At 63.3% G+C, this 13,697-nt stretch carries 18 protein-coding genes and 1 tRNA gene; 13 read left to right on the forward strand and 6 right to left on the reverse strand.

Annotation, left to right across the window (positions count from 1 at the left end; all coding sequences use genetic code 11):
- Positions 1 to 25 precede the first annotated feature (25 nt).
- Positions 26 to 583, reverse strand: coding sequence for a 5-formyltetrahydrofolate cyclo-ligase (locus C8N43_RS14345; RefSeq protein WP_107846463.1), 558 nt, complete (start codon positions 581 to 583; stop codon positions 26 to 28).
- Between the two features lie 64 nt (positions 584 to 647).
- On the opposite strand from C8N43_RS14345, the gene C8N43_RS14350 reads away from it, so the two are divergent.
- The 6 genes from C8N43_RS14350 (at position 648) to C8N43_RS14375 (ending at position 3,994) form a co-directional block, all read left to right on the forward strand.
- Positions 648 to 1,271 (forward strand): VOC family protein, encoded by a 624-nt coding sequence (locus C8N43_RS14350; RefSeq protein ID WP_342748728.1) that lies wholly within the window; start codon positions 648 to 650, stop codon positions 1,269 to 1,271.
- Positions 1,268 to 1,753: a GNAT family N-acetyltransferase gene (locus tag C8N43_RS14355; protein ID WP_107846464.1), complete on the forward strand. Its 486-nt coding sequence runs from the start codon at positions 1,268 to 1,270 to the stop codon at positions 1,751 to 1,753. Before C8N43_RS14350 ends, C8N43_RS14355 begins: the two co-directional genes overlap by 4 nt.
- A gap of 32 nt (positions 1,754 to 1,785) precedes the next feature.
- Entirely contained in the window at positions 1,786 to 2,472 is a 687-nt protein-coding gene (locus C8N43_RS14360) for a molecular chaperone DjiA (RefSeq protein ID WP_107846465.1), read from the forward strand.
- An 8-nt stretch (positions 2,473 to 2,480) separates the two neighbouring features.
- Complete coding sequence (locus tag C8N43_RS14365; protein ID WP_107846466.1) at positions 2,481 to 3,497, forward strand: endonuclease/exonuclease/phosphatase family protein; 1,017 nt, start codon at positions 2,481 to 2,483, stop codon at positions 3,495 to 3,497.
- Between the two features lie 32 nt (positions 3,498 to 3,529).
- Positions 3,530 to 3,841 (forward strand): hypothetical protein, encoded by a 312-nt coding sequence (locus tag C8N43_RS14370; RefSeq protein ID WP_107846467.1) that lies wholly within the window; start codon positions 3,530 to 3,532, stop codon positions 3,839 to 3,841.
- 78 nt (positions 3,842 to 3,919) lie between these two features.
- A tRNA-Gly gene (locus C8N43_RS14375) sits at positions 3,920 to 3,994 on the forward strand.
- A gap of 63 nt (positions 3,995 to 4,057) precedes the next feature.
- On the opposite strand, the gene C8N43_RS19905 is transcribed toward C8N43_RS14375, so the two are convergent.
- The gene (locus tag C8N43_RS19905; protein ID WP_107846468.1) at positions 4,058 to 6,304 is read right to left on the reverse strand and encodes a Hint domain-containing protein; all 2,247 of its coding nucleotides are present in this window, start codon (positions 6,302 to 6,304) and stop codon (positions 4,058 to 4,060) included.
- A 271-nt stretch (positions 6,305 to 6,575) separates the two neighbouring features.
- On the opposite strand from C8N43_RS19905, the gene hisB reads away from it, so the two are divergent.
- Both hisB and hisH read left to right on the forward strand, forming a co-directional pair.
- The gene (gene hisB / locus C8N43_RS14385; protein ID WP_107846469.1) at positions 6,576 to 7,163 is read left to right on the forward strand and encodes an imidazoleglycerol-phosphate dehydratase HisB; all 588 of its coding nucleotides are present in this window, start codon (positions 6,576 to 6,578) and stop codon (positions 7,161 to 7,163) included.
- Positions 7,164 to 7,165: 2 nt separating this feature from the next.
- On the forward strand, positions 7,166 to 7,816 hold the full coding sequence (hisH, locus tag C8N43_RS14390) for an imidazole glycerol phosphate synthase subunit HisH (RefSeq protein WP_107846470.1): 651 nt from the start codon (positions 7,166 to 7,168) through the stop codon (positions 7,814 to 7,816).
- 3 nt (positions 7,817 to 7,819) lie between these two features.
- On the opposite strand, the gene C8N43_RS19640 is transcribed toward hisH, so the two are convergent.
- Positions 7,820 to 7,975, reverse strand: coding sequence for a hypothetical protein (locus C8N43_RS19640; protein ID WP_158269990.1), 156 nt, complete (start codon positions 7,973 to 7,975; stop codon positions 7,820 to 7,822).
- A gap of 136 nt (positions 7,976 to 8,111) precedes the next feature.
- Positions 8,112 to 8,498 carry a DUF2147 domain-containing protein gene (locus tag C8N43_RS14400; protein ID WP_107846472.1) on the reverse strand — a complete coding sequence of 129 codons (387 nt, stop codon included), beginning with the start codon at positions 8,496 to 8,498 and terminating at the stop codon, positions 8,112 to 8,114.
- 120 nt (positions 8,499 to 8,618) lie between these two features.
- On the opposite strand from C8N43_RS14400, the gene hisA reads away from it, so the two are divergent.
- Positions 8,619 to 9,341, forward strand: coding sequence for a 1-(5-phosphoribosyl)-5-[(5-phosphoribosylamino)methylideneamino]imidazole-4-carboxamide isomerase (hisA, locus tag C8N43_RS14405; protein WP_107846473.1), 723 nt, complete (start codon positions 8,619 to 8,621; stop codon positions 9,339 to 9,341).
- A 70-nt stretch (positions 9,342 to 9,411) separates the two neighbouring features.
- The gene (locus C8N43_RS14410) at positions 9,412 to 9,888 is read left to right on the forward strand and encodes a DUF2867 domain-containing protein (RefSeq protein ID WP_107846474.1); all 477 of its coding nucleotides are present in this window, start codon (positions 9,412 to 9,414) and stop codon (positions 9,886 to 9,888) included.
- On the opposite strand, the gene C8N43_RS14415 is transcribed toward C8N43_RS14410, so the two are convergent.
- Positions 9,885 to 10,325, reverse strand: coding sequence for a DUF302 domain-containing protein (locus tag C8N43_RS14415; RefSeq protein WP_107846475.1), 441 nt, complete (start codon positions 10,323 to 10,325; stop codon positions 9,885 to 9,887). The two genes, C8N43_RS14410 and C8N43_RS14415, sit on opposite strands and share 4 nt — an antisense overlap.
- Positions 10,326 to 10,450: 125 nt before the next feature.
- Here C8N43_RS14415 and hisF point away from each other — a divergent pair, with 125 nt between their 5' ends.
- From hisF to C8N43_RS14430, 3 genes are read left to right on the forward strand one after another with little or no spacing between them, the layout of a single operon-like run.
- Positions 10,451 to 11,215: an imidazole glycerol phosphate synthase subunit HisF gene (gene hisF, locus C8N43_RS14420; protein ID WP_107846476.1), complete on the forward strand. Its 765-nt coding sequence runs from the start codon at positions 10,451 to 10,453 to the stop codon at positions 11,213 to 11,215.
- Positions 11,212 to 11,517, forward strand: a complete 306-nt coding sequence (locus C8N43_RS14425; protein ID WP_107846477.1) for a phosphoribosyl-ATP diphosphatase — start codon at positions 11,212 to 11,214, stop codon at positions 11,515 to 11,517. The genes hisF and C8N43_RS14425 overlap by 4 nt, the downstream gene beginning before the upstream one ends.
- Positions 11,514 to 12,665, forward strand: a complete 1,152-nt coding sequence (locus tag C8N43_RS14430) for an MFS transporter (RefSeq protein WP_107846478.1) — start codon at positions 11,514 to 11,516, stop codon at positions 12,663 to 12,665. Before C8N43_RS14425 ends, C8N43_RS14430 begins: the two co-directional genes overlap by 4 nt.
- Here C8N43_RS14430 and C8N43_RS14435 read toward each other — a convergent pair.
- Complete coding sequence (locus tag C8N43_RS14435) at positions 12,662 to 13,678, reverse strand: hypothetical protein (protein WP_245913037.1); 1,017 nt, start codon at positions 13,676 to 13,678, stop codon at positions 12,662 to 12,664. The two genes, C8N43_RS14430 and C8N43_RS14435, sit on opposite strands and share 4 nt — an antisense overlap.
- Positions 13,679 to 13,697 lie beyond the last annotated feature (19 nt).

Raw genomic sequence — 13,697 nt, forward strand, 5'->3', positions numbered from 1 at the left:
GCGAAGACCTAGGCCGATTACCTGCCTAGAGCAAGCGGCCGCGCTCTGTCACGATCATGTCCAGCGGCTGATCGGTGGGCTCGAGCGGCAAATCGCTGGCCTCTTGATCGGCGAAGGCGAAGCCAATCGCGGTGACCGGCCCGCGCGCGCGAAGCCGTTCCAGCGTGCGGTCGTAGAACCCGCCGCCGTAGCCCAGTCGCCCGCCCTTGCGATCAAAGGCCACCAGCGGGACGATCACGACCTCGGGTACGATTGGCTTGGCCTCCACCGGAATCTGCGCGCCGAACGCACCCTCGACCATGGTGCAGCCGGGCTGCCATTGATGGAACTCCAATGGCGCGCCTTGCGCGATGATCACCGGCACACCGATCGGTCCCCAAGCGGCCATCGCGGCCATGGCTGGCAACGGATCAACTTCCGTGCGAATGTGCATGTAGCCCGCCAGCGCGCGGCCTTTGTGAGGCAACAGCTCTGTCAGCAAGGCCTGCGTCGCCTCCGCATCGCGGGCGGGGCTTTTGGCGGCCTTGCGCCGGGCGAAGGCGGCTTGGCGCGCGGCGGTTTTCAGGGCGGTCAAATCGGTCATGGCCTCATATCCCGTGGCCCGCGCCCCTTGGCAAGCCCCGCGACCCGGGCGTAGGCTCACGACCATGAATATGCTGCGCCTCGATCACCCCGCCCTGTCCGCCGAAACCCTTGAGGCCGGTCGCGCCCATGTGGAGCAGGCCCTTGGCGTTAAGCTGGCCACGCGCGGCGAGCATCCGCAGATGGGCACGCATAACCACCTGCTGTCACTCGGACCCGACCAGTATTTCGAGGTGATCGCGATCAACCCCGACGCGCCGCCGCCGGGCCGACCACGCTGGTTCAACATCGACAACTTCTCCGGGCCGCCCCGCCTGACCAACTGGATTTTGGCGACCGAGGACATGGAGGCCACGCTCGCGGCCCTGCCGCCCGGGTTCGGGACGCCGCTTGCCCTGCAGCGCGGGGATTTTCGCTGGCGCATGGCGGTGCCCGACGACGGCATTCTGCCATGGGATGGATGGGCTCCCGCGATCATCGAATGGTCGGGCGATCTGCATCCGGCGCCCGGTCTGCCGGACCAGGGCATCCGGCTGGCAAGCCTCGTCTTGAGGCACCCAGAGGCGCAAGCCATGGCAGAGCTTTTCGCCCCGCTCCTGCCGCGCGACACCGCCGTTTTCGAGGTGTCGGACACCCCGTCCCTGACCGCGACGTTCGACACCCCCGATGGGCGACGCACTCTGTCATGATCCGCCCTGCGAAGTTGCGGGACGCGGATGCGATCGTCGCCATCCTCAATCCGATCATCCAAGAGACGACGATCACGTTCACATCGCAGCCCGCGACATACGAAGATGTCTTTGCCGGGATTGAGGCGCATGCGCGCCGCAGCGACCCTTATCTCGTCGTCGAAACAGACGGCGCAGTGGTCGGATTCGCCAAATATGGCCCCTTCCGCAACGGCGACGGCTATGCGCGGGCCGCCGAAATTACGGTCCACTTGGCAGAGACCGCCCGCGGCCTTGGCCTGGGCCGTGATCTGGTTGACGCGCTGGTGCGACATGGGCGCGCAGCGGGCATCCATACGCTGATCGCGGGGATCTCCGCAGAGAATGACAACGCTTTGAAATTTCATGCAAAACTTGGCTTCAGAGAGGCTGGTCGCGTGGCAGATGCCGGGTACAAGTTCGGACGCTACATTGATCTCATTTTGCTACAAAAAATCCTCTGACAATCTGAACCGCATCGTTTAGTCTCAATTTCATGTCTTTGTGGACCCGCATAACCGATGCCCTGACCGCCCTCGCTGCGGGCGAAAGCCTGTCGGCGGTCTTCGAGCGCCTGCGTACCCCGCCGGAGCGGCGGGTAGGCTTTACCATCGCCGTGATCGCGCTCGGCGCGAAGATGGCGAAGGCCGATGGCCGGGTGACGCGCGACGAGGTTTCCGCCTTCCGGGAGGTCTTCACGATCCCGCCCGAAGAAGAGGCGCATGCCGCGCAGCTTTTTAACCTCGCACGCCAGGATGTGGCCGGGTTTGACGCATACGCCCAGAAGATCGCGGCGATGTTCGACGATACCCATTCGACGCTCTACGATCTGATGGAGGGGCTTTTCCACATTGCCGTCGCCGACGGCAATTATCACCCTCTGGAGGACGACTTCCTGCTCGACGTGGCCCGTATCTTCCGGATCACCGACGCAGAGTTCCGCTGCCTGCGCGCCCGCTTTGTCCCCGATGCGGCACCCGACCCTTACGCTGTGCTCGATGCGACCCCTGACATGGCGCTCGAAGACATTCGCGCCCGCTGGCGCCAGCTTGTCCGCGACACCCATCCCGACGTGATGGCTGCGCGCGGCGTGCCGAAGGAAGCCGTGAAGATGGCGGAGAAACGTCTGGTGCGGATCAACGCCGCGTGGGAAGAAATCGTCTCGGCCCGGGCGCCAGCGTGAGCCGTTGAATGCGCCTCGCGACCTATAACGTCGAGTGGTTCACCAACCTTTTTGACGACGACAATGCGCTGATTTCGGACGCGACCTGGTCGGCACGTCACAATGTCACCAAATCTCAGCAGCTCGCCGCCGTGGGGCGCGTGTTTCAGGCGATCAACGCCGATGCGATCATGGTGATCGAGGCGCCGGACAGCTCCCGCAACCGCTCTGGCCAGGCGGCGCTCGAGACTTTCGCGGCGCATTTTGAGCTGCGTGCAAGCCGCGCGCTGATCGGGTTTGCCAACGACACCCAGCAGGAAATCGCGCTGCTCTACGATCCCGCGCAATTCTCCGCCCGGCACGCGCCGCGCGACACGAAACAGGCCCCGCGTTTCGACCACAGTCTGGAAATGGACCTCGACGTGGATGCCCGCTCCGATACGGTGGTCTTCTCAAAACCCCCACTGGAAGTCGAATTGACGACGACCTCCGGGCGGGTTCTGACACTCATCGGGGCGCATCTGAAATCCAAGGCCCCCCATGGTGCGCGCGACGCGGCCGATGCGATGCGTATTTCAATCGCCAACCGGCGCAAGCAGCTGGCCCAGTGCATCTGGTTGCGCAACCGCGTGGAAGAACACCTGAAGGATACTAACCATCTGATCGTGCTCGGGGATTTCAACGATGGCCCTGGCCTCGACACATATGAGAAGCTGTTTGGTCGCTCAGGGGTCGAGATCGTGATGGGACAGAACGGCGATCCGGGTCTGGCGCTGCACGATCCTCACGCCGAGGCGGTCATCTCCCAGCCCTTTGGCGCGCGCCCGACAACGGCACGCTTCTATGTTCGACACGAAAAGCGATATCTGAACGCTCTTCTCGACTACATCATGGTCTCGCCCGATCTGGCAGAAAGGCGGCCGAACTGGCACATCTGGCACCCGTTCGACGACCCTGCCTGTTGGAGCGATCCCGCACTCAGTGACGCGCTGCTGACCGCATCAGATCACTTTCCGGTCACGCTTGATCTGCCGTGGCCGGTTTGAAACCGCGTCTGAAAGCACCCATATTGCAACCTATGAAGCAGCTTTTGATCATTGCCGCGCTCGCCATGCCGGCGACCGCACTGGCCGAGGAAGCCGAGACGCCAGGCTTCGGTCTCGACAGTCTTACGCCCTTCGCCGAAGGCCTTCGCGGCCTCATGGAGGGTCTGGCAGAGGACATGATGCCCTTGATGGAGCAGCTCGCCGACAAGATGTCCGATCTCAATGCCTTTGAGCCGCCGGAGGTTTTGCCCAATGGCGACATTATCATCCGCCGCAAGCCCGATGCGCCAGAGACACCGGAGGATGCGCCGCAAGTGAACCCGGATGGCAGCATCGACCTGTAGCGATCTTTTTTGTGATTTCCCCGAATTTCCCCCTTGCAGCACTCGCGCGCCGGGGCTAAATCCTCTCCACCGAAGGACGCGGGCGTAGCTCAGGGGTAGAGCATAACCTTGCCAAGGTTAGGGTCGTGAGTTCGAATCTCATCGCCCGCTCCATTCGGTCAAAACGAAAAAGGCCCTGGCGCAAGCCGGGGCCTTTTCGCGTTTGATGGGGCGGTTTCAGGCCGACAGCAGCGACGCGACGTGGTTTTTGACCGAGACGCGGGCAGATTGCCCGTAGGCCACGGGGTTTGCGCGCAGCTCGGGGAAGACCGAAAGCAGCTCGGCACGGGCCTGATCTTCCAGCCCCGACAGGGAGTATGATCCGGGCTGGTAGCTTTCGCTGGCCGCACCGTTGGCGGTGACGATCTGGTGATCGTCAAACATGATGTGGTGGTAGGTCATTAGCCCCGGGGGGCGCCTCACGATGTCTGTTCCGTTGATCAGGCTTTGCGCGGCAACCAGCACCTCCCGCTCGCCGAAATGCAACTCTGCAAGATAGCCCTCCAGCACCATCCGGTGCTGCGGGGAGACCAGCAAGGTGTCGTCATTGCCGAAGGCCCCTGGCGCAAAGACAACCGGGGCCGTGGCCTCGGTCGTGGCGACGTGGCGGTTGCCCGCCCAGCGGATCGGCTGGGGTCCGGCGTCGCGGGTCAGAACGAGATCGCCGACTTGCAGCTCCTCCACCCGCCGCGCGCCGTGGGGCGTGTCGATCAACGTGCCGCGCCCGAAGCAGATGATATTTTCGATCTCCGAGAAGGTGACCGTTGTGCCATCAAGCAGCGTCGCCGTGCCGGACTCGCGTCCGGCTGCGGTCGTGGGATCGGTGTAGATGATCGAGCCCAGAACCAGCTGGCCGTTGAAGTCGAGCGTGTCACCAGCGCCCTCGCCGGTCTCTCCACCGACAATGTCGATCGTGCCGCCATCCAACTGGCCACCGTCGATCAGGAAAGTGTCATCGCCTCCGCCACCCGTCGCAGTATCGCTTTGGCCAAGCGTGATCTGGTCGCTTCCGCCGCCGCCAAGCAACGTGTCGTTGCCCGCGCCACCATCAAGGATGTCGGCACCGCTGCCGCCTTCCAGCCGGTCTTCGCCCTCGCCGCCAAACAGGGTGTCCTGCCCGGCCTCGCCTTGCAGCAGATCGTCGCCTGTTCCGCCGTCGATAATGTCATTGCCGATGTCACCACGCACCGTGTCTTCGCCCTCGCCCGCGAAAACGGTGTCATTACCCGCGCCGGCCTCGATCACGTCGTCATTGTTCGACACCGGGACCGCGTCGAAATGGATGTCCGTCAGGTAGATGGCCTGCTGGGTGTCGCCGCCATTGTCATAAATGATCTGGATCGAAGCGACCGGGCCTGCGATCTCGATCAGGGCGGACGCCTCGACAGAGCCGGGCGTGAAATTCGTCAGCGCGCCGGTGATTGTGTTGCCGGTCACCGTATGGTTCGAGCCACCTGTGATATTGACGAAAACCGCATTTCCGGCGGCGTCAAACGCGTTGACCGTTACAATATCCTGAAAGTTGTTCGCCCCGTCGCTGAGCCCATCGATATCACTGATGCGAAACTGGACATTCTGGACACTGTCCGAAAAACCAGAACCCGCGACGGCGGAAAAATCGAACGCGACGGTGGTATCATCGGCCGAACCATTGGCGAAAATGTAGCCTGCCGACGTGGTGGAAAACGGCTCACCGGGCGCGACGTAGACAGCGTCACTCGCCCCACCGGACAGCTCAGCCGAGAATTCTTCGTTGGTTTGCAGGTCGGAATAGGTGACTTCGACCTGGATGCCATTCGTGTTCTGGGACACACCGCCGCGCAAGTCCTGCTCGTCGGTGTAGTCTGTCCAGTTGAATTGCAGCGGCGTTGGGGGCGTGGGCGACGGGGCATCAAGCCCGTCCACCACATCATTGCTCGTGTCGCCTGTGTAGTTCGCATCAATGACATCATCGCCATCGGTCCCCGACACGATCCCGTCCGAGGCCGCGGCGTAATCGGCATAGGAAAAACTTGCCTCGCCCGCGCTGGCGTCGGGCGTGTTGTCGAAACTGACCGTCTCGTAAATCCGTCCCGGGACCAGCGGGATCTCCGACAGAGTGTACCAGCCTTGGTTCGTCCCGTCATTGACCCGGAACGTGACCAGTTGAAACTCTTTGCCGGTCACGGTGTCGATCAAGGTCCACGCCTCGTCGGCATAGACTTCGTTGCCGGTCGTGGTGTTGCCGCCGATCGTTGTCGTGGCGGTCGCGTTCTCGCTCGCCGCGTCGTCGAAGTTTTGGCCGTCGACGCCGGTCTGGTTGTCGGTAATCGCGGCAGAGCCATTCGCGGTGGACGGGCCGGAATATGTGATCGTGCCGCCGGGCGTGTTGGAAAAAACGCTGAGCGCGTCGAATTCGTAGATATCGACTGTATATGTCGGCATTTTGGGCGCCCCTTCCCAGATTACGCGCCCGTTGAAGTCCTGTTTTCCGGCGCATTTTTGTTTCTACTGCACGAAAAATAGGCAGTGATCTTGGCGCGGGTCTGATCAAATGCTGCGCAGGACGGGGCCATTTTGTGACAATTCTGGGTCCAATGGGCAGCTCTGCGGGTGCCGTTGTCATGTCACATCGCCACGGCGCGCGCGCCAGCCCCCTTGGCGCAGCCCCCGCCCCGGCCTATAAGCCCGCGACGCCACAAGACGGAGAGCCGCAATGCGGACCGCCAAGATCACCCGCACCACCGCCGAGACCGACATCACCGTCGAGATAAACCTCGACGGCACAGGAACTTACGACAACCAGACAGGCGTCGGGTTCTTCGACCATATGCTCGATCAACTGGCGCGCCACGCGTTGGTCGACATGACTGTGCGCGCGACCGGTGATCTGCATATCGACGACCACCATACGGTCGAGGATACCGGCATCGCGCTTGGTCAGGCGCTGTCGCAGGCGCTTGGCGACAAGCGCGGGATCCGCCGCTATGGCGCATGCCACCTGCCTATGGATGACGCGCAGGTGCGGTGCGCGCTCGACCTGTCCGGGCGGCCCTTCCTGGTCTGCGCACTCGACATACCGACCGCCAAGATCGGCGCATTCGACACCGAACTGGTGCGCGAATTCTTCCAGGCCTTCGCGACCCATGGCGGCATCACGCTGCATATCGACCAGCTGCACGGCTTCAACAGCCACCACATCGTCGAGGCCGCATTCAAGGCCGTCGCCCGCGCGCTGCGCGAGGCGGTGGAGGTTGACCCGCGCAAATCGGATGCAATCCCCTCGACCAAGGGTGCGCTCTGAGCATGCTCACGGTCCTGATCGACTATGACAGCGGTAATCTGCACTCGGCGGAGAAGGCGTTCCAGCGGATGTCGGCCGAGGTCGGAGGCGGCGAGGTGCTGGTTACCTCGCGCCCGGAGGATGTTGCGCGGGCGGATCGCATCGTGCTGCCGGGAGATGGTGCCTTTCCCGCCTGCCGCAATGCGCTGACCCGGGATCGCGCGGCGCTCTACGAGGCGATTGAAGAGGCCGCCATCACCAAGGCGCGGCCCTTCATGGGCATTTGCGTGGGGATGCAGATGCTCGCAAGCGTCGGACGCGAATATGTCGACACCCCCGGCTTCGACTGGATCGGCGGCGAGATCGTGAAGATCACGCCCTCTGACCGCAGCCTCAAGGTGCCCCATATGGGCTGGAACGATTTGGTCCTCTCACAGGCGCAAGTCGCGCACCCGGTGCTCGACGGGATCAAGACCGGCGATCATGCCTATTTCGTGCATTCTTATCATTTCATGGTGGCCGATTTGGCGCACCGCCTCGCCCATGTGGACTACGGCGGAGAGATCACCGCGATCGTCGGGCGTGACACAATGATCGGAACCCAGTTCCATCCGGAAAAGAGCCAGACCACCGGTCTGCGCATGATCGCGAACTTCCTGACATGGGCGCCCTAGCGGCTACCAGTTCAGGGCCAGCACCGGCAGGCCCTTGGCGTCGCTATCGGCAAGCACCTGCATCCAGCCATCAGCCCCGGCCAGCGGGATCGCCATATCAATGGGCGAACATCCCATAATCAGAAGACCCATCCCCACAAAAATCATGACAAGTTTCACCGCATTCTCCCGAGCCAATTGCAATCGTGCGTGCTTTGGAAACAATCTGCGGGACAACCCGATAAGAAATGGTGAATCCACATGAAAAAGGCCGGAATTACTCCCGGCCTTCCGTTAAATCTGCAATGTTTTGCGCTTACTTGATGCGGGTCCAGGTCTGCTTGGAGCAGAGCAAGCCCCCGGCGATGCACCCGGCCAGTTTCAGGCTGTTGCCAGCCAGATCGATTTTGCCGATGTAGATCTTGTTGTTCGACGGGCGCCAAACCTTGCCTTCGTACTTGCCGCCGCCCACGGGCTTCATCGAGCGCACGATCTGCTTGCCGATATTTTCGGATTTGTACTCGCCCGAGGCGTTGAAGGTGCGCGAGATCGTACCGCAGACATTCGCGCCGCATTTGCCCATCGTCACATGCGCGTAGGCGCCGTCATCAACCTGGGTCTTCCAGACGCCCAGGGCCGGGTCGGCCAGCGCGGGGGCCGTCAATCCAAACGCCAGCACAGCAGCGAGTTTCAAAGCTTTCATAGTGTCCTCCCAAAAAACATGAGAGATATCGTGCGAAATCGCATCCGCAAATCAAGCGTGACGTCGCGGCGCGGATGTGGAATAGGGACGCGCACCGATCCCAAAAGAAGGCCACCTGCCATGATCCTCTACCCCGCCATCGACCTCAAGGACGGCAATTGCGTGCGGCTCTACAAGGGCGAGATGGATCAGGCGACGGTGTTCAACGACAACCCGGCCGCGCAGGCGCGTGCGTTTCAGGACGCAGGCTGCGAATGGCTGCATCTCGTTGATCTCAATGGCGCTTTTGCGGGCGAGCCGGTCAATGGCGCGGCGGTCGAGGCAATCCTTTCGCAAACCTCGGTGCCTGCACAACTTGGCGGCGGCATCCGCGATATGAAGACAATCGAGACATGGCTCGACAAGGGCCTCGCGCGGGTCATCCTTGGGACCGTTGCGGTCGAAAACCCGGATCTCGTGCGCGAAGCCGCGCGCGCCTTCCCCGGCCATGTGGCCATCGGGCTGGACGCCCGCGACGGCATGGTCGCGACCCGCGGCTGGGCGGAGGAGACCGACATCGAGGTCACCGCGCTGGCCCGCCAATTCGAAGACGCGGGCGTCGCGGCCCTGATCTACACCGACATCAACCGCGATGGCGCCATGCAGGGCCCCAATGTCGAGGCGACGGCGAAGCTCGCCCGCGCAGTCTCGATCCCGATTATCGCATCAGGTGGCGTGTCCTCGCTGGACGATCTACGCGCGCTCAAGGACACCGGCGCGCCGCTGGACGGCGCAATCTCCGGCCGCGCGCTTTATGACGGGGCAATCGATCTGGCGGAAGCGCTCACAGTGCTCAAGTCCTGATCCCCTGCGCCGTCATGGCGCAGGGTGTTTTGCGGCGACAGGCGTAATCTCCACATGAAGGAGATGCTTCATGCTGTCACCCGATGTCCGCACAACCGCCCTGCCCGCCCATAGCAAGTTGCACGCATACAACCGCTCCGGCGATTTCCTAGATTGCTATGGGGTGCCAAGCCCGCTTGATGCCCGCACGGCGGCAGAGATCATCACCGAATTCCCATCCTGGGTCGGCAAGCTGCTGGTGGTCCGCGGGTTGCTGACCTCGCCCTTCGGGCTCGACAATGATGGACCCGATGCCGCCGACAAGCTGGGCCCGTTCCCGGTGGAGCACAGCGACGCGGGAGAGGTCATTGCGGGCTTCAACGACCGCCATCTCGATTTCCGCGTCTCGGTCATGGCCCATCAGGGCCAGATCACGCTGGCCACTTGGGTCCACACGCACAACATAGGCGGCAAGGCCTACCTTGCCGCCATCATGCCGTTTCACATTCTGATTGCGCGCAACGCGCTGACCCGCGTGGCCCAAGCGCAGACGCCGATGGCGGCCTAGCCCGCCGCGGCGCCCGTCAGCTTGCCCAGCGCGCCCTGCATCATCTTGATGAATTGCGCATCCGCAGGGATGTCCAGATCGCCAAGCATGTCGGCCGGGTCTTCATAGGTGATGACGGTCCCTTCCTCGCCCTCGTAGATCGCCACTTTCAACGGCAGGTAGAGCGACGCACGCAGGTCGGCCTGCATGGCGGGCGTGCCCAGCTTGGGATTGCCGAAGATCAGTGTTTGCGCCGCGGGCATCTCCAGATCGACCGAGGACGCGCCTTTTTGGTGGTCCACCCGCGCGAACACGGTCGCGCCTGCATTGCCAACAGCGGCCTCCAATGCATCCATCGCCTCGGCCACGGATTTCTCGGTTTTCACGGTCACAAGATCGGCGGCGGCGGGCATGGCAACTCCAAAGGTCAGCGCAGTGGCAAGCAGGAAACGTTTCATCGAAATTCTCCGTTTGTTCATGAATACGCGGCCATAACGCCGCGTCCGCCCCCGGAGGTCCAGTCACGTCTCTGGCATCGGCAGGCAATTGCCGCTAAACCCGCGGCCAACAAAGGACCGACACTATGCTGAAGACCCGCATCATTCCCTGTCTCGACGTCAAGGACGGCCGTGTGGTCAAGGGCGTCAACTTCGTAGGGCTGCGCGATGCGGGCGACCCGGTCGAGGCCGCGAAAGCCTATGACGCGGCGGGCGCGGACGAGCTGTGCTTTCTCGACATCAACGCGACCCATGAGAACCGCGGCACCATGTTCGACGTCGTCACCCGCACGGCGGAGGCTTGCTATATCCCGCTGACCGTCGGAGGCGGCGTCCGCACCCACGAGGACGTGCGCAAGCTGCTGCTCGCAGGCGCCGACAAGGTCAGCTTCAACTCAGCCGCCGTGGCGAACCCCGATGTGGTGCGCGAGGCTGCTGATAGGTTCGGATCACAATGCATCGTCGTGGCCTTGGACGCCAAGACCGTCTCCCCCGGCAAGTGGGAGCTGTTCACCGCAGGCGGGCGCAAACCTACGGGGATCGACGCCGTGGAGTTCGCCAAGCTCGTGGTGGACAAGGGCGCGGGCGAGATCCTGTTGACCTCCATGGACCGGGACGGCACCCGCGACGGCTACAACCTCCCGCTCACCCGTGCGATATCCGACGCGGTGTCAGTGCCGGTGATCGCCTCGGGCGGCGTCGGCAATCTCGACCACTTGGTCGAGGGCGTGACCAGGGGCGGCGCGGACGCCGTGCTGGCGGCGTCCATCTTCCACTTCGGCGACTTCACAATTGCCCAGGCCAAGGCCCATATGGCCGAGGCGGGCTTGAACATGAGGCTCGGCGCATGACTCTTGACGATCTCGACGCCATCATCCAGTCGCGCAAATCTGCGGACCCGGACAGCTCCTGGACGGCCAAACTGCTCGCCAAGGGCCCTGAGAAATGCGCCGAGAAATTCGGTGAAGAAGCGATCGAAGCGATCATCGCCGCCACCAAGGGCGACACCGAGAACCTGACCGCCGAGGCGGCGGATGTGCTCTACCACCTGCTGGTCCTGCTCGCCGCGCGCGATGTGAAACTGGCAGATGTGATGGAGACCCTCGCCGCACGCACCGGGCAATCCGGCCTCGCCGAGAAAGCCGCCCGTTGAGCGACGCGAAAAGCGACCCATTGCTGATCCCGGTCCTGTCGGCCTCGAACTTTGTCATTGGCATGGGCGCGTTTCTGGTCGTGGGGATGCTCACACCGATCGCCACGTCGCTCGACATTTCCGCCGCAACGGCGGGCCAGATCATGACGGTCTACGCCATCGCCTACGCGATCCTGTCGCCGCTGCTGGTGGCAATGACGGGCGCGATCGGCCGCCGGCGGGTGCTGGCAGCAGGGCTCTGTCTGTTCGCGCTCGGCGCGGCGCTTGCCGCCGTCTCGAGCTCGACACTGGGCCTGAACCTGTCGCGTCTTTTTGCTGCCGCAGGTGCGGGCCTCTTCACCCCGGTCGCCGCCGCCACCGCCGCCGGGCTCAGCTCCGAGGCCACGCGCGGGAGGGTGCTCGCGGCGGTGTTCTTCGGCCTGACGCTGGCCCAAGTCGTAGGCGTGCCCGCAGGAAGCTACATCGCCTACACCTTCGGCTGGCGATGGGCCTTCTGGCTGGTCGTGGCCCTTGCCCTGCCCTGCATCGCGTTGGTCTGGATGCGCGTCCCCAAGGGCCTGAGCTTCCAAGCCACCAAACTGTCCGACCTTGCGCAGGTGATGAAGAACGGCCCGCTGATGCTCGCGATCCTGTTCACCGCATCCTTTCTGGGCGCGATCTACGTCGTTTTCACCTATCTCGCACCGATGCTGGAAGACCTGATGGGCTTCGGACGTGACGGCATCACGCTGGCCCTGCTGATCTTCGGCGCAGGCGCGGTGGTGGGCAACATCCTGGGCGGCATTCTGGCCGACAAGCTCGGCCCCGCCCGCACGCTTTTGCTGGTCGCCATCGGGCAGGCCGCGATCATGCCCGCCTTTTCCTTCCTGCCGATGCCGCCTTGGGTGGTCTTCGCCATCATTGCGCTGTGGTCCGTGGTCGGCTGGTCCTTCATGGCGTCGCAGCAGTCCCGCCTGATCGCCCGCGCACCCGAGGCCGCCTCGGTCGTGCTCGCCCTCAACGCCGCCTCCATCTATGTGGGCGCGGCAGCGGGCTCCGCCGCGGGCGGGCTCGTGCTGGCCACTGCAGGCCCATCGGGCCTTGGCGTCGCGGCGGGTCTCTTCATGCTGGGGGCTGTGGCCCACGTCATCGCGTCAAACCGCGCCTAGCGCAGCCAAAGCTTGGCGCGTTTGAGCTGGTTGCGCAGCGCCTGTTCTCGGCGCGGCAGGTTTTCGCGATCAAACATCGCCCGGGCCTTCTCGCCCTTGTTCTGGTAGATCATCCGGCGGATCGGCTCATATTGCTTGAGCACTTTTTTCAGCTTGTTCGGCGCGCAGACCTCTTCCAAAATCTCGACCACCGCGTCCCGCTCCCGCGCATAAAGCAGCGGCAGCACGCGGTAATGGCAGGTCACGTCGTGGTCCATCAGGTCGGACACCTCCGGCACCCGCCCCCCGCCAAGGCTGTGGATCACCAGCGGCAGTGCGACTTGGTCCAGCCAAGGCCGCATCTCCTGACACACAAGCTCTTCCGGTGGCTCGTCGCGGATCGCGCGGGCATATTCCAAGAACCGGTCCCCGAATTTCTTGGGGCATTGGTAATAGAAGAACCCGGCGTTGAAGTAGAGATACCGCCGCCAGTACTCCTCCGGCTGGCTCTTGTCCTGCGAGCTGTCGAAATCCAGCCCGAACTTGTCATAAAGCGAGCTCCAGATCTGGCTGTAGGTCGGGCCGTACAGCTCTTGGCTCGGCCAGGTATTTTCGCGCTTCATCGACGCGGTGGGCCGCGCGAAATCGAACGGCACGCGGGACAGATCGCCCGTGATCAACGTGTCGGTATCCAGAAACAGAAACGGCTCGCCCTCGGGCAGGGCTTTCAGACCTTCGATCTTGTTGCCATAGGGGTAGCCGCAGCCGAAGACCTCGTTCTCGAACGGCACGATCTCGGCACCGAGCGCCTCGAGTGCCGCGCGCACCTCCGCGTTGTTGATCGCGGGATTACTGTCCCAGCGGTGGTTCTTCTGCGGCTCCGCGATGATCACGCGGCCTTTGAAATCCGGGTTAGTGTGGCGCAGCGAGGCCACCGCGATCAGCGCCTCGTATTGCAGCCGTCCGCCCTGGCCCACCATCATGATGTTGAACCGGTCGCTGGTCACGGGCTTCGTCTTTTTGGTCTTTGCCATCTGCTCTGGTCTCTCAAAC

The organism is Litoreibacter ponti (assembly GCF_003054285.1).
GTDB classification, from domain to species: domain Bacteria; phylum Pseudomonadota; class Alphaproteobacteria; order Rhodobacterales; family Rhodobacteraceae; genus Litoreibacter; species Litoreibacter ponti.

Coding starts and splice junctions, on each gene's coding strand:
- C8N43_RS14365 (WP_107846466.1), top strand. CDS start 2,481: ATGCGCCTCGCGACCTATAACGTCGAGTGGTTCACCAACCTTTTTGAC.
- C8N43_RS14415 (WP_107846475.1), bottom strand. CDS start 10,325: ATGAAACGTTTCCTGCTTGCCACTGCGCTGACCTTTGGAGTTGCCATG.
- C8N43_RS14425 (WP_107846477.1), top strand. CDS start 11,212: ATGACTCTTGACGATCTCGACGCCATCATCCAGTCGCGCAAATCTGCG.
- hisB (WP_107846469.1), top strand. CDS start 6,576: ATGCGGACCGCCAAGATCACCCGCACCACCGCCGAGACCGACATCACC.
- hisA (WP_107846473.1), top strand. CDS start 8,619: ATGATCCTCTACCCCGCCATCGACCTCAAGGACGGCAATTGCGTGCGG.
- C8N43_RS14435 (WP_245913037.1), bottom strand. CDS start 13,678: ATGGCAAAGACCAAAAAGACGAAGCCCGTGACCAGCGACCGGTTCAAC.
- hisH (WP_107846470.1), top strand. CDS start 7,166: ATGCTCACGGTCCTGATCGACTATGACAGCGGTAATCTGCACTCGGCG.
- C8N43_RS14345 (WP_107846463.1), bottom strand. CDS start 583: ATGACCGATTTGACCGCCCTGAAAACCGCCGCGCGCCAAGCCGCCTTC.
- C8N43_RS14360 (WP_107846465.1), top strand. CDS start 1,786: ATGTCTTTGTGGACCCGCATAACCGATGCCCTGACCGCCCTCGCTGCG.
- C8N43_RS14410 (WP_107846474.1), top strand. CDS start 9,412: ATGCTGTCACCCGATGTCCGCACAACCGCCCTGCCCGCCCATAGCAAG.
- C8N43_RS19905 (WP_107846468.1), bottom strand. CDS start 6,304: ATGCCGACATATACAGTCGATATCTACGAATTCGACGCGCTCAGCGTT.
- C8N43_RS14350 (WP_342748728.1), top strand. CDS start 648: ATGAATATGCTGCGCCTCGATCACCCCGCCCTGTCCGCCGAAACCCTT.
- hisF (WP_107846476.1), top strand. CDS start 10,451: ATGCTGAAGACCCGCATCATTCCCTGTCTCGACGTCAAGGACGGCCGT.
- C8N43_RS14370 (WP_107846467.1), top strand. CDS start 3,530: ATGAAGCAGCTTTTGATCATTGCCGCGCTCGCCATGCCGGCGACCGCA.
- C8N43_RS14400 (WP_107846472.1), bottom strand. CDS start 8,498: ATGAAAGCTTTGAAACTCGCTGCTGTGCTGGCGTTTGGATTGACGGCC.
- C8N43_RS14355 (WP_107846464.1), top strand. CDS start 1,268: ATGATCCGCCCTGCGAAGTTGCGGGACGCGGATGCGATCGTCGCCATC.